Source organism: Serratia sp. NCCP-200 (assembly GCF_059697885.1).
On the sequence record NZ_BAAKUJ010000006.1, the window covers coordinates 1 to 13504 of the forward strand.

The window sequence follows — 13504 nt, forward strand, 5'->3', positions numbered from 1 at the left end:
GGAGAAGGTTCTTTGAGCATGGCAGTCAGTCCGTTTTTTGCACTGACCTTATTAGATCAAAGTCCTGGCCTCACGACCAGGACTTTGTCATCAATCTGAGGGGCTCCGCTTGCGGAGCCCCAAGATACTGCTGACAAAATCTCAACCGGCTACGCTTCTTGGTGGGCGCGCTCAACCTCTTCGGCCAGGAGCATCACGCCACGCTCAATATCTTCCGGATTAGGCACATAGTTCATGCGCATACATTGGTGCGTATGCGGCCATTCATGCTCCAGCCCTGGGAAGAAGTAGTGGCCTGGTACCATCAACACGCCGCGCTTTTTCAGCCGTTGATACAGCAGCTCGGTGGTGATGGGCAGATCCTTGAACCACAGCCAGAGGAAGATAGCCCCTTCCGGTTTATGGATCAGGCAGCGCTCCGGCGACAGGTAACGGCGAATAATGCCGATGGTCTGCTCGACCCGCTGCTTGTAGAACGGGCGGATCACCTCGTTGGATAAACGCAGCAGATCGCCACGCTCAATCATCTCCGTGGCCAGCGCCGGGCCAATGCTGCCTGGGGACAGGCTGATAATACCGTTCATATTGGTCAGCGCGGTAATGACCTTCTCGTCGGCAATCACGATGCCACAGCGTGAGCCAGGCAGGCCCAGCTTGGACAAACTCATGCACAGGATGATGTTCGGGTTCCACAGCGGCGTGGCTTCGCTGAAGATAATGCCGGGGAACGGCACGCCGTAAGCGTTATCGATCACCAATGGGATATCACGCTGCTGCGCCAACAGATCGAGCTTCATCAGCTCTTCGTCGGTGATCACGTTGCCGGTCGGGTTGGTAGGGCGCGATACGCAGATCATGCCGATGTCGTCACCGATGTTCAGATGCTCAAAATCGACGTGATACTTGAACTGGCCGTCTGGCAGCAGCTCGATATTGGGTTTGGCAGAGACAAACAGCCCTTCATCCAGTCCGGAATCGGCATAGCCAATATATTCTGGCGCCAGCGGGAACAGCACGCGGCGGCGGGTGCCGTCGGCGTAGCGGCCAGCGAACAGGTTAAACAAGTAGAAAAACGCGCTCTGGCTGCCATTTGTCAGTGCAATATTCTGTGGTTCGATCTGCCAACCAAGCTCTTCTTGCAGCATGGTGGCCAGCGCTTTCAGCAGGGCGTCTTTGCCTTGTGGGCCGTCGTAGTTGCACAGTGCTTCGGTCAGCTTGCCCTGATCGAGCATCTCCTGGCACAGCTGTTTGAAGTAGCTGGCCATCTCTGGGATTTGCGCCGGGTTACCGCCGCCAAGCATGATGGCACCTGGTGTGCGCAGGCCTTCATTGAGATCGTCCATCAAGCGGGTGATGCCCGCGTAACGGGTAAATTTGTCGCCGAAAAGTGAAAAATTCATAGCTGCTGCAATATGGTTGTAAGCGGGTAGACGCCCACCATACCGCCAGATAAAAGCGGGTGCAATGCGGCTGATATCATACCCGCCGGGCATAGATGTTGCTCGGCGGGCTTTTTACAGCATAACACGCTGAATTATTGTGACCGATCGCCAGCCCACACCACCATCACCTTATCGTCCCCATGCTGGCGACTAAAGCCATAGTAATGAGGCGTTTGCTGAGATTGCTGCGTACCGGCACCGATTGCCGGGTGGCGCTCGCGGAACTGGCCTAGCCGCTGCCAATGTGCCAGCAACGGCGCTTTGGCTCCTTGCAGCTCACCCCAGTTCATATCCGAGCGCGTGCCTTGTAAAGGATCGGAACCGGTAGGGCCAAACGGCCGGCCACTCTCATCACCGTAATAAATCTGTACCGCGCCCGGAGCCAATAACAGCAGGTCTGCTGCTCGTTGCTGCAAAGGCAACGAACCTTTGGCATCGCTGGCGAAGAACAGGCGAGTGTCGTGCGAGGAAATATAGCTCAGCACGTTGAAGCCCTGCAGCCTGTCCGCCATTTGCTGATAGGTGGCATCGATATTGGAGAAGCAGCCCAGCGCCTGCGAGGCCTGATCCTGAAAATCGAAGTTGATCATCGCATCGAAGCCGTGCTGGTAATAGTCGCTTTTCATCACCCCGTGGCCCCAGGCTTCACCAGTCATCCAGAACGGCGCGTTATCCGGTGCCTGCTTGGGATTAGCCGCTTTCCACTCTGCCAGCGCCTCGGTGGCACGCTGCTTTAGCAGGTCCAGCATGGGTTTATCGACGTGCTTGGCGGTATCAACGCGGAAACCGTCAATGCCGTAGTCGCGCACCCATTGGCTGAGCCAGACCGTCAGATAATCGCGGGTGGTGGCTCCTGGGATTTCGCGCGCGGCGGTATCAGGTTTATGGCGGAAGAACAGCGGTAGGCCGCTGGCTCCAGGCGCTTCAGTTTTGATGTCCGGAAGGAAAGCCAGTGACATGGTCAGGTCGTCAAAGCCCGGTGAGTCGTAATCGCCGATATCGGTGCGGATCCAGTTTTTCCCCCACCATTGGCTCCAGCCTGCCTTATCGCTGAAGTTGATGTAGTCGTTAAAGCTGTGCCAGCTCTGGCCTGGCCCCGGTTGCCAATCGCCCCAGTTTTTGCCGAGGGTTTTTGCGGCTTCGTCACTCTTCAGGTACAGCGAGCCGAACTGGAACTGCTGCATATCGGCCAGCGTGGCATAGCCGACGTGATTGACCACCACGTCAAACAGGATGCGGATCCCGCGTTGATGTGCTTGTTCCACCAGATTACGCAGATCCTGCTCATTGCCCATATTGGCATCAAGCTTTGTCCAGTCCTGATGGTAGTAGCCGTGATAGGCATAATGCGGGAAATCCCCTTTGGTTCCGCCGCCGACCCAGCCGTGGATCTGCTCGAGTGGGGAACTGATCCACAGGGCGTTGACCCCCAGCTGTTGCAGATAATCCAGTTTTTTCGTCAACCCGGCGAGGTCGCCGCCGTGGAAGGTGCCGATCTCTTGCATGCCGTCGCCGTGGCGGCCATAGCTGTGATCGTTGGCTGGGTTGCCGTTTTCAAAGCGATCGGTCAGCACGAAATAGACCGTGGCGTTGTGCCAGTTGAAAGCCGCCTGTGGCGGCGTATTGGCTGACTCTAGCAATAGCAGACCCCCGCTGTTGGCCGCCGGTTGCAGGGTGACCTGGCCCTGAACTACCGTGGCGATCTGGCCGGAGTAAAAATCGCGCACCGTTTCGCCTTCGGCAAAGGTGTCCTTCACCGTGATCGTGATCGGCTGGCCATCCCAGCGTTGGCAGGTACGGGCCACGGCGGCGACGGTTTTTTCCGGTTCGGCCTTCAGGCTGAGCTGCAAGGTAGGCGTACCGCTGCGGGTATCGATCCGCACCTGATAATCACCATCGCGAAATAATCGCCAACTGATCGGCTCGCTATCGCTACAGGGTTGCAGCGACAACGTCTGGTTCAGCTTAACCACGTCGCTGGGCTGCCAGCACTGTTGGTTCTGATACAGCCGCAACGGCAGTTGGCCTTTGGCCAGGGTTGCCTGGCTGGTAAATAAACCACTGGTGGATTCGCTGAAGGCGGGGAAGCCTTGCAGCGTCCAGTTGGCCAATGCTGCGGGTGAAAGCAGCATCAGCAGGGGAAGGGTCAGGCGTTTCATGGCTCTCCTTACTCGTGGCAGGAAGCGTTTTTATCGTAGGGTAATCTAGTTTGCTGGATGGAGAAAAAATCGCCTCATCCTACGGTAGAAATTTGGGGGCGCAGGGGGAAGGGGGAGAGGTTTGACTATGCGCTGTTGGTTTTTTAATCTATATTGTCATGTATACATTGTAGTGTGAGGTAAACTTATGAGCGTGATGTCTGTTCGGCTATCCGACGATCTCAGTGAACAGCTTGAAGCCTTAGCAGAAGCGACCGGCAGAACGAAATCATTTTTGGCGACTCAGGCGATACAAGATTTTTTAAACCGCGAGGCATGGCAGGTTGCTGAAATTCAACAGGCAATCGTTGAAGCCGATAATGGTGACTTTGCATCTGATGATGAAATGGCGGCCCGTTTTAAGAAAATGGGGGTGACTATTAGCAATGAAAATTAAATGGCTAAGGAAAGCTGCAACAAATTTTGATGATGAATATGAATGGTTTTACCAAGAGGATCCGCAAGTAGCGACAAAATTTGCTAAAGAGGTGGTTTGCTCGGTGAACTTGCTGGTTACGCAACCTGCTTTAGGAAGACCTGGTCGAGTAATGGGGACCCGAGAAATTGTCATGCAAACCTTCCCTTACTTGATCCCTTACCGGATTAAAAATAAGGAAATACATATTCTTAGAGTATTTCATACACGAAGGCGACCGCCGGAGAAACGCTGGTAACTGAGGTTATTATGGTTTTCAACGACCCGCTAGAACACCAGAAAGTGAGTGATGAGTTTGTCCGTCAGGCTGTGATTAATGGGGTAGAAAGTGACGAAAGTCCATTATCACTGCGGGAAATCGCCGAACAGCGTAAGCACCTGCGTAATAGTGAAACGCTTACAGGTTCTTTTGATGAGATGCCAGTTGGTAAAACTGGCATCTCATGAGGGTTACTTGTTCAGCAACTGCGGGTTAACGCAGTTTTCTGTGACCGTACCGGTCAAGGCGGCAATCAGATTATCCACGGCGCACTCGGCCATCCCGTAGCGAGTCTCATGGGTAGCGGAACCGATATGCGGCAAAGCGACCACGTTGGCCATTTTCAGCAGCGGCGAATCGACCGCGACCGGCTCTTGCTCGAACACATCCAATCCAGCGGCATGAATGGTGCCGTCTTGTAAGGCTTCAATCAGCGCTTGCTCATCCACCACCGGACCACGCCCCGCGTTAATCAAAATTCCGCTCTGCTTCATCTTCGCCAGTTGTTCGCGGCCAATCAGATGGAAGGTTTGCTCGGTGAGCGGCAGCGTAATGCACAGGAAGTCCGACTCGGCCAGCAGCGTATCAAGATCGCAACGGCGGGCATTGAAGCGTTGCTCTGCTTCTTCATGTGTACGGCGCGCGTTATACAGCACCGGCATGCCAAAGCCAAAGTGTGCACGCTGTGCCAGCGCCAGGCCGATGCGGCCCATACCGAGGATGCCGATGGTTTTATGATGCACGTCAACGCCGTACCAGTCAGGCCCGATGCTGCCCTGCCATTCCCCTGCTTTGACCCGCTCAGCCACCTCGACCACCCGGCGTGCGGTGGCCAACACCAGGCTCATGATGGTATCGGCCACGGTTTCGGTCAGGACGGTTGGGGTATGCATCAACAGCACCCGGTGGGCGTTGAGCGCTGCAACGTCAAAGTTGTCGTAACCGACGGAGACGGTGGACGCTGCACGCAGTTTGGAGGCGCGTTGCAAAAAGGCTTCGTCAATCTTGCCGCCGGAACCGAGGATGCCTTCGGCCTGTTGTAGCGCCTGATCGAAGGCGGCGTTGTCCAGTTGCAGACCGTCAAAGGCATGAACGGTAAAGTGCTGGTCCAGCTTGGCACGCAGGTCGGCAGGAATACGTTTGTACAACACGATTGCAGGCTTCATCAAATAACTCCATCTGGCGAACGAGATGTTCAACATAACATATTGCAGGAGAGTGAAGGGCTGAGCCCCTCACTCGCAAGATCAGGCCACCTGGGGCTGAGCTTCATTACGTGCTGGCTTGACGATCAGCGTCAGCCCCACTGAGGCCAGCAGCGCGATAGCCATAAACATATAGGAGGCCGCCGGGCTGCCGGTTGCCCCGTTGAGGTAACCGACAAACCAGGAGCCGAAGAAGGAGCCCAACGCACCCATGCTGTTAATCAGCGCCATGGCACCCCCGGCGACGTTTCTTGGCAGCATCTCCGGAATGATGGCGAAAAACGGACCGTAAGGCGCATACATGGCCGCACCGGCGACCACCAGCAGACCATAGGAGATCCAGAAGTGGTTCGGGCCAATGGCGTAGGAAGCGAAGAAGGCCAGCGCGCCAATCAACAACAGCGGCCAAACAAACAGCTTACGGTTCTGCATCTTGTCCGATGCCCAGGAAACCACGATCATCGCAATGGTGGCGGCCAGATAAGGTACCGACGACAACCAGCCCGCTTCAACCATCCCCATCTGCATACCGCTGCGCAGGATCGAAGGCAACCACAGCACAAAGCCATACACGCCGATGCTCCAGGCAAAATATTGCATGCACAGCAGGATCACGTTGCGCGAGCGGAAGGCTTCGCCGTAGTTGCGTACCGCCTTGATGCCTTTCTGCTCCTCGGCCAGTTGCTGTTGCAACGCCAGCTTTTCCTGATCGCTCAGCCAGCCGACCTGTGACGGTTTGTCTTTGACCAGCACCCACCAACAGAATGCCCAGATCACCGCAGGAACCCCTTCGATGATAAACATTTCACGCCAGCCAAAGGCGTGGATCAGGTAGCCGGAAACCACCGACATCCACAACACCGTGACCGGATTGCCGAGGATCAGGAAGGTGTTGGCGCGGGAGCGTTCAGACTTGGTAAACCAGTTGCTGATGTAAATCAGCATTGCGGGCATCACCGCCGCCTCCACCACGCCGAGGATAAAGCGGATCGCTGCCAGCATCGGGATATTGCTGACCATGCCGGTCAGCGAGGCGCAGCCGCCCCACAGGATCAAACACCAGAAAATCAGCTTCTTGACGCTACGGCGTTCGGCGTAGATGGCGCCGGGGATTTGGAAGAAGAAATAGCCGAGGAAAAACAGGGCACCCAGCAGGGATGACATCCCTTTGGTGATGCCAAGATCGTCATTAATCCCGGCGGCAGAGGCAAAGCTAAAGTTGGCGCGGTCCAGATAGGCCAGGCTGTAGGTGATAAACACGATGGGCATGATGTACCACCAGCGTTTGGCCGCAATAGTTGCTTTAGTCATGTGCAGAACCCTTCAGTGGAGTCTTCTCACCAGCGGTGGCTTGCAGCCATCCGCTGGGGCTTGTGCTCTCCCGGCGTGCCTCGGTTGTAGGGACAGAGGTGGGCGCTCATTGGAGCAAATGATTATTCCGCCAGTGCGGCACGGGTTGGCAGTCCTTCGCTGTCGCCGATGGCCTGGATGGCCAGCGAACCGATCTTGTTGCCGCGTTGTACCGCCTGGAGCAGCGTTTTGCCTTCCAGCAGGGCGCTCAGCGTCCCTACCGCGAAGCCGTCTCCGGCACCGACGGTATCAACCACGTTGGTGACTTTGACCGCGGGTACCGCAGCCTGGTCGCCGGCGGCGGTTTTAAACCAGGCACCCTCTGGCCCGGTTTTGATGATCACGGCCTGTACGCCGCGCTCCAGATAGAAATCGGCGATGCCTTCCGCGGTGGATTGTCCGGTCAGGATCTGGCCCTCTTTTAACCCTGGCAGCACCCAGTCGGCCGCGCAGGCCAGCTTGTTGAGCTGTTCGATCATCAGCTCCCGGCTAGACCACAGCACTGGGCGCAGATTGGGGTCGAAGGAGATGGTTTTGCCCAGGGCGCGCATCTCGGCAGCGGCGAAATGGCACAGCTCCCGCGACTCGGCAGAAAGGGCGGCGGCCACCCCGCTCAGGTGCAGGTGGCGCGCCCCGGCGAAGTAGTCACGATCGAAGTCGGCGGTGGAAAGATGGCTGGCGGCGGAGCCTTTGCGGAAATACTCCACACTGGGATCGGTTCCATCGGTATTTTTAGATTTCAGCTGAAAACCGGTTGGGTAGCGGCCATCAACGGTGACCCGCTGGGCATTAACCCCTTCTTTCGCCAACTGTTGCAAGGTAAAGCGGCCAAACGAGTCGTTACCTACCCGGCTGACCCAGCCGACGTTCAGACCCAGGCGGGCCAGCCCGATCGCCACGTTCAGCTCGGCACCGGCGATGCGTTTGGTAAAGCTTTCAACCTCGGCCAGATCGCCAGTTTGCGCTGCGACAAACATCGCCATGGCTTCACCCAGCGTGACGACATCTAAAGGATTTTGCGTGCTCATCATGCCTGCTCCCCACGTAACATATCCACGTAATGGCGGGTTACCGCCTCCAGATCGCTGCCCTGTAGCGGGAACTCGATGCCGCGTGGTACGTCCTGCGGCAAGCGGGCCAGCACTTCACGCCAGCTACCGTCGGTATCATCCAGGGCGATGGCGCGCCAGCCGCGTGGGCCAAGGGTGGCGGCTTTAACATGGATATAGCCGACGTGTGCGGCCAGCAGATTGGCGGCGGCCAGGGCGTCTTGCCCCACCCAATGCCAGTTGGCCATATCGAACGTCATCCCGACCGGCAACTGACTCTCTTCCACCGCATGGAAAAAGGCGTTCATCAACGACAGTATGCCGCAGTCTGGCGTTTGATCGTTCTCGACCACCAGTTGGAATGCGGATTGCCCCAGCGCGATTTTTAACTCGGTAAAGTCAAAGCCTGGCCGGTAGTGGCCTAAAGCGAGTTTGAGCCTACTGGCTTGCAGGATCTTCGCCTCTGCCAAAAAGGCGGGCAGATTCGGGTTCAGGGTGTGCTGTGGGGTAAACAGTGACTCAGGAGAGGAATACACGGCGGCCAGTTGGTGTTGCTGCAGGGCTTTTGCCAGAGTGGGTAAAGCGTCCAGTTCCTGCGGGGAAAGCAGTTCACGGCGGATTTCCACGCCGTCTGCGCCTGCCTGAGCTATCAGGGGTAATAACGCCGCCTGCCCCCCTAGCTGCTGTACCTTGTCGTTGCCGTAGGCGCTGGTTACTACAATAATCTGTTGCTTCATCTTTTGGCTCCTGAGGTGACCTATCACCACCGCGACTGTTATTGTCACGGTAAATGGAACCGGTTCCATTGAAAAGCAGCAGCATGCAGAATTATGATCGCAATCACGGAGTTGGCTGAAAAATAGTCGTTTGAGGACTGGTGATTCGAGTGTGGCTTAACGCTGGGTGGAGCCACGAACGATCAGCTCACCGGAGAATAGCTGCTCGCTAACGGGATCATCGAGGCCCTGGATACGCTGCACCAGCAGCTCCAACGCGGCATGCCCTATCTGGTAGGTGGGCTGTTTCAGGGTGGTGATCCCCACCCCGGCCAGCTCGGCCCAATCCAGTTCGTCAAACCCCAGCAGGCCAATGTCGTTGCCCCACTGCATGCCCAGGTGGCGCATAGCGCGCGCAACTTGCAGCGTTAGGGCACCGTTGGCTGAGATCACCGCTTTGCGCATGCCGCGATGGCGGGTGTTGAAGGTCTGTAATACCGTTGCCAGCTTTTCGGCGTCGTTGAGCGGGGTTTCAGCCTGCTCGGCGGATAAATCGGGATGTTTGGCCATGGTCTGGCGAAAGGCGTGCAGACGTTCAAGCCGGGTATTCACGGTGCCAATCGGCTCACTGAGGAACAGGATCGCCTCAAACCCCTGCTGTAACAAATGCTCCGTCGCGGTGGCGGTGGCCTCGTGGTTATTCAGGCCCACCACATCGCAGGCGAAATCGGGGATTTTACGGTCGATCAGCACCATCGGCAGCATCGACTGTTGCAGCATGGAGAGCGCGTCTTCGCGCATCCCGACGGCGTTCACCACAATCCCTTCCACCCGGTAGCTGCTCAGCAACTGTAGATAGTGCTGTTCCTGATTGATCTCGTTATTGGTGTTACAGACCAGCAGGGTAAAGCCATGTTGGCGGCAGGCGGCTTCGATACCGCGCATCACGTCGACGGAATAGGGATTGGTGATATCGGCGATGATCAGGCCGATCAGCCGCGTTTGTCCGCCCTTCAGGCTTCTTGCCATCTGGCTTGGACGATAGTCGAGCTGCTGGATCGCGATATCGATACGTTGCTTGAGGGCGTCGGAGAGCAGGTGCTGTTCACCATTGAGATAGCGCGACACGCTGGTTTTGCCGGTTTGGGCGTGTTTTGCCACATCACTGATGGTGGCGCGCCCTGAGGCACGCGTTGCTTTATCACTGCTCACAGCCAATCTCCCCTGCGGTTCAATGCCAAGGAGACTAACACACCAAGCCCAAAGCCGGGAATGACCCTTGTCAGGAGGTGGCCTCCTGCGCTTTGGCCTGCGGCTGGATTTTCTTGCCGGGGCTGCTGAGGGTGAAGACAGAAATCAGCGTGACACCCAAGGCAAGGCAGCCGAGGATCAGGTAAGTGTCGGCGAACCCCATACGGTCATACAGGCTACCTGCAAAGGCAGAGAGGAATATGGCGGCCCCCTGTTTGGCAAACTGGAAACCAATCAGATAGATCGTGGCGGAAAGGCGGGTATCAAAGTTGGCGGTGATATACTTGAAGGAACCAACCAGCAGGAAAGGCACTTCCAGCGCGTGCAGCATTTTCAGCATGATGACTTCCAGTGCCGTTGTGGCAAAGGCGGAGCCAATAATGCGTATGGACATGATGGTGCCGGCCAGCAGCAGCGTATTTTTCGCCCCGATGCGGTTAATAATCCACGGCGAGCAGAACATGATCAGCGCATTGGCCAATTCTCCGGCGGTGGTCGCATAGCCGAAGACCTCGGTACCGCGCTGGGGCGAGCTGAAGAAAGTTTTGAAGAAGTTGGCAAACTGTTGATCGAACACGTCATAGACGCAGGCTACGCCAACCACATACAGGATGAACATCCACATCTTCGGCATTCTGAACAGCGCTACCACCATCCTCAGATTGAACTGACTCTGATTGGCACCCAGTTTGCCCATGACCATGGCGTTAGGATTTTCACGCGGGTTGGCCAGGATCAGGAGTAGCATCAGTAGCACTGCGGCTCCAGAACCCATCCAAAAGACGATATCCGGATTGATGTTGAATAACACCCCGGCGGTAGACGCACAGATCCCCCAGCCGAAACAGCCAAACATCCGCGCCTTGCCGTATTCGAAGGCACTCTTGCGGCTGACTCGTTCGATATAAGCCTCAACGGCTCCTGCGCCCCCTGAAAAAGCAAATCCGATATAGGCCCCGCCTACCATGGCTCCGAGCAAGACGTTGATTTTCAACAACGGTGCGAAGACGTAGAGGAAGAAGGGGGCAAAGAAAAACAGCAACAGGGTAATCACCCAAAGCAGATGTTTTTTCAGCCCGAGCTTATCGGAAATAATGCCGAAAATGGGTTGGAAGAGAATGGCAAACAGAGACAGACAGGAAAATACCAGGCCAGTTTCGGTTTTATTCAACCCGATGACTTCAGACAGCCAGATCGGCAGAAACGGAAAGCAGGTGGCCATAATGAAAAAGTATAGGAAAAAGAAAGCGCCAAATATCCAGAAGTTACGGTTATTTTTATAGGTACAGACGGTGGCGTTCATGGTGATTGTCCTTCCACGACGAGCTTTAGGTGTGCAGCGGCTCGCCGTGGTGAGCGCTGCACCTGCAAATCTATGGGATAGCTCAGAGCTGTTCCAGGCCGATCAGCATGGCGCTTTCCGGATCCAGTACCGGTAACGCTAGGCCAACCTGTGCCAGCCATTCCCCGCTAACGTCGCAGGGCTGTTTCATCCAGGCGGGTAACTGGCGCATGGTATGGCCGCCATGCTGTTGGTGAATCAGCGGCGGGGTATCCAGCAGGGTGATCCGATAACGTGCATCCGGCCTCAACCCTGGAATGCGCAAATTACCCGGCAACTGGTGATCCGGCATTGCCAACTGGCTGACCAGAATGACTGCTTGCTCCTGTCCTGGGGCAACTACGCCATTAATCTGGGTACTTGGGTCGTGATGATCGATACGGATAACATCGCCGCTATGCAGCAGTGGCCGGAGAGATTTGTGCAACGCAACATAACGGACGAAGCCAAGCTGTTCGGCGTCACCTTCTTTGACCGGATCGAGTTCGATACCCATGTGCCCGAACAACGCCGTCAGGCCGCGAAAACCGATGCTGTGCTGACGTTCGGTGGCGTGACAACGTCGGTTGCCGATGTGTGAGCCCATCACTTCCGGGGGGAAGAAATAGCTCATGCCGCGCTGAATAGTTTGGCGTTCCAGCGCGTCGTTGTTGTCGGAGGCCCAGAAGCGATGGCAGCGTTGCAGAACCTCAAAATCGATACGGCCCCCACCGGAGGCGCAGGATTCGAATTCCACCTGCGGGAAGCGTTCCCTTAAGCTATCCAACAGGCGGTAGAATTGCTCGGTCTGGGCTGTCAGAGAGGCGCGGCCAAGGTGAGCGGGTTGCACGATCTCGCGGTTCATGTCCCACTTGATGTAGTCGATATCATGATTGCTCAGTAGCCAGTTCATGCGCTCCAGCAGGTATTCGAAGACCTGTGGGTTGCACAGATCGAGCACGTACTGAAAACGCCCGGTAGGTTGCTGATAACCCGGTAAACCTAGCACCCAGTCGGGGTGAGCCCGGAACAGATCGGAATCTGGATTGATCATCTCTGGCTCCACCCATATACCGAATTCCATGCCTAGTTGTTTAACATGCTCGATCACCGGAGCCAGCCCGTTCGGGTATTTTTTCTCGTCCAGATACCAGTCGCCAAGTGCGGCGCGATCGTGGTTGCGCCCACGGAACCAGCCGTCATCAATGATAAAGCGTTCTACGCCAAGTTCGGCCGACTTGGTGGCCATCTGCATGATGTACTCGGGCTGGTGGTCGAAATAGATGCCCTCCCAGGTATTGAGATGCACGGGACGTGGCTTGTGTTCAGGGAAGTGCAGGATATTCTGGCGGACATAACGGTGAAACTGCTGGCTGAGCGCATTCAGACCCGTGCGAGAGCTGGCGGCATACAGCCAGGGCGTGCTTAGGCTGGCTCCGCCTTCCAGCTCCTGCTCGCCTGGCAGATACAGGGCCTCTGCCTGCAACAGGCGGCGGCCATCGGTTTTCACATCGGCGCGCAGGCGATGGTTGCCGCTCCAACCGAGATGAATGCCCCAGACTTCCCCTTGTTGCTCGCTGAAGCCACGGCTACCTACCATCATGCCGGGGAAGTATTCATGAGAGCTGCGCCCTCGGCGGTTTTCCTGCAGGTATCCACCATGCTCCAGGGTGACGCGGTGCGGTTGGAACTCGCGGATCCAGCGGCCATGAAACGCCATCACTTCACCAGCACGCTCAGGCAAGGGCAGTGTTAACGCCAATCGGTTAACCCAGTAACGAGCAGCATGATGATTGATCAACGTATGGCGCATCTTTAGCACGCCGCTGGCGCTGTCTAATTGCAGTTCGCTGCGTAGTTGCAGCCCAGCCTGCGGGTCTTCTGCCAGGATCAGTAACTGATTGTCCTGATGCGTGATTTCGCTGGTGGTGAATACGGGTGACCAATCGTAGCCGTCACGATGGCCTTCCACTCCCGGTGAGCCAAACAGACCGCGTCCAGATTCTGCCGCCAGCGTCAGTGGCGCATCGACATCCAGCCTGCCGTTGGGCACTGCCCGGCTCAGCGTCAGGACATCTTCCGGCATAAACCCGCTTAAATGAGGGCCCCAATAGAGAATTTCGGCAAACGGCTGGCAACGAACAATGACGTCGGTCATGGGGCTGGTTAACCGCACAATGGTGGGTTCCATGTTTTGACTCCTTTACGATCTTTGGCTCAACTCAGTGGCCTCATCATTGATCCGAAACGTTTCGGATTAAAACCTAAACGTTTCGG

The 13504-nt window shown here is 56.4% G+C and carries 12 protein-coding genes; 3 read left to right on the forward strand and 9 right to left on the reverse strand.

The features are described 5' to 3' along the window. Positions 1-149 precede the first annotated feature (149 nt). On the reverse strand, positions 150-1400 hold the full coding sequence (locus tag AC6HVW_RS18700) for a valine--pyruvate transaminase (RefSeq protein WP_186486401.1): 1251 nt from the start codon (positions 1398-1400) through the stop codon (positions 150-152). 134 nt (positions 1401-1534) lie between these two features. Continuing rightward, positions 1535-3601 (reverse strand): alpha-amylase, encoded by a 2067-nt coding sequence (locus AC6HVW_RS18705; protein ID WP_497569592.1) that lies wholly within the window; start codon positions 3599-3601, stop codon positions 1535-1537. A gap of 187 nt (positions 3602-3788) precedes the next feature. Between AC6HVW_RS18705 and AC6HVW_RS18710 the strand changes: the two genes are divergently transcribed. Genes AC6HVW_RS18710 through AC6HVW_RS18720 form a run of 3 tightly spaced genes read left to right on the forward strand, consistent with a single transcriptional unit; the run spans position 3789 to position 4523 of the window. Next, positions 3789-4037: a CopG family ribbon-helix-helix protein gene (locus AC6HVW_RS18710; RefSeq protein ID WP_021181369.1), complete on the forward strand. Its 249-nt coding sequence runs from the start codon at positions 3789-3791 to the stop codon at positions 4035-4037. After that, the gene (locus AC6HVW_RS18715; protein ID WP_497569593.1) at positions 4027-4314 is read left to right on the forward strand and encodes a type II toxin-antitoxin system RelE/ParE family toxin; all 288 of its coding nucleotides are present in this window, start codon (positions 4027-4029) and stop codon (positions 4312-4314) included. Before AC6HVW_RS18710 ends, AC6HVW_RS18715 begins: the two co-directional genes overlap by 11 nt. Positions 4315-4325: 11 nt before the next feature. Continuing rightward, positions 4326-4523, forward strand: coding sequence for a hypothetical protein (locus tag AC6HVW_RS18720; protein ID WP_021181368.1), 198 nt, complete (start codon positions 4326-4328; stop codon positions 4521-4523). Between the two features lie 3 nt (positions 4524-4526). On the opposite strand, the gene ghrB is transcribed toward AC6HVW_RS18720, so the two are convergent. From ghrB to AC6HVW_RS18755, 7 genes are all read right to left on the reverse strand, one after another. Continuing rightward, positions 4527-5501 carry a glyoxylate/hydroxypyruvate reductase GhrB gene (gene ghrB / locus AC6HVW_RS18725; RefSeq protein WP_071682679.1) on the reverse strand — a complete coding sequence of 325 codons (975 nt, stop codon included), beginning with the start codon at positions 5499-5501 and terminating at the stop codon, positions 4527-4529. An 81-nt stretch (positions 5502-5582) separates the two neighbouring features. Further along, positions 5583-6851, reverse strand: a complete 1269-nt coding sequence (locus tag AC6HVW_RS18730) for an MFS transporter (protein WP_024483300.1) — start codon at positions 6849-6851, stop codon at positions 5583-5585. Between the two features lie 122 nt (positions 6852-6973). Then, a complete protein-coding gene (locus AC6HVW_RS18735) occupies positions 6974-7918 on the reverse strand; it encodes a sugar kinase (protein ID WP_497569651.1) in 945 nt (314 codons plus the stop codon). After that, positions 7918-8676: a sugar phosphate isomerase/epimerase family protein gene (locus AC6HVW_RS18740; RefSeq protein ID WP_497569594.1), complete on the reverse strand. Its 759-nt coding sequence runs from the start codon at positions 8674-8676 to the stop codon at positions 7918-7920. Before AC6HVW_RS18740 ends, AC6HVW_RS18735 begins: the two co-directional genes overlap by 1 nt. Before the next feature lie 156 nt (positions 8677-8832). Further along, positions 8833-9867, reverse strand: a complete 1035-nt coding sequence (locus tag AC6HVW_RS18745) for a LacI family DNA-binding transcriptional regulator (RefSeq protein ID WP_071682681.1) — start codon at positions 9865-9867, stop codon at positions 8833-8835. 70 nt (positions 9868-9937) lie between these two features. Then, a complete protein-coding gene (locus AC6HVW_RS18750; RefSeq protein WP_071682682.1) occupies positions 9938-11209 on the reverse strand; it encodes an MFS transporter in 1272 nt (423 codons plus the stop codon). A gap of 82 nt (positions 11210-11291) precedes the next feature. Further along, positions 11292-13418 carry an alpha-galactosidase gene (locus AC6HVW_RS18755; protein ID WP_497569595.1) on the reverse strand — a complete coding sequence of 709 codons (2127 nt, stop codon included), beginning with the start codon at positions 13416-13418 and terminating at the stop codon, positions 11292-11294. Positions 13419-13504: the final 86 nt, after the last annotated feature.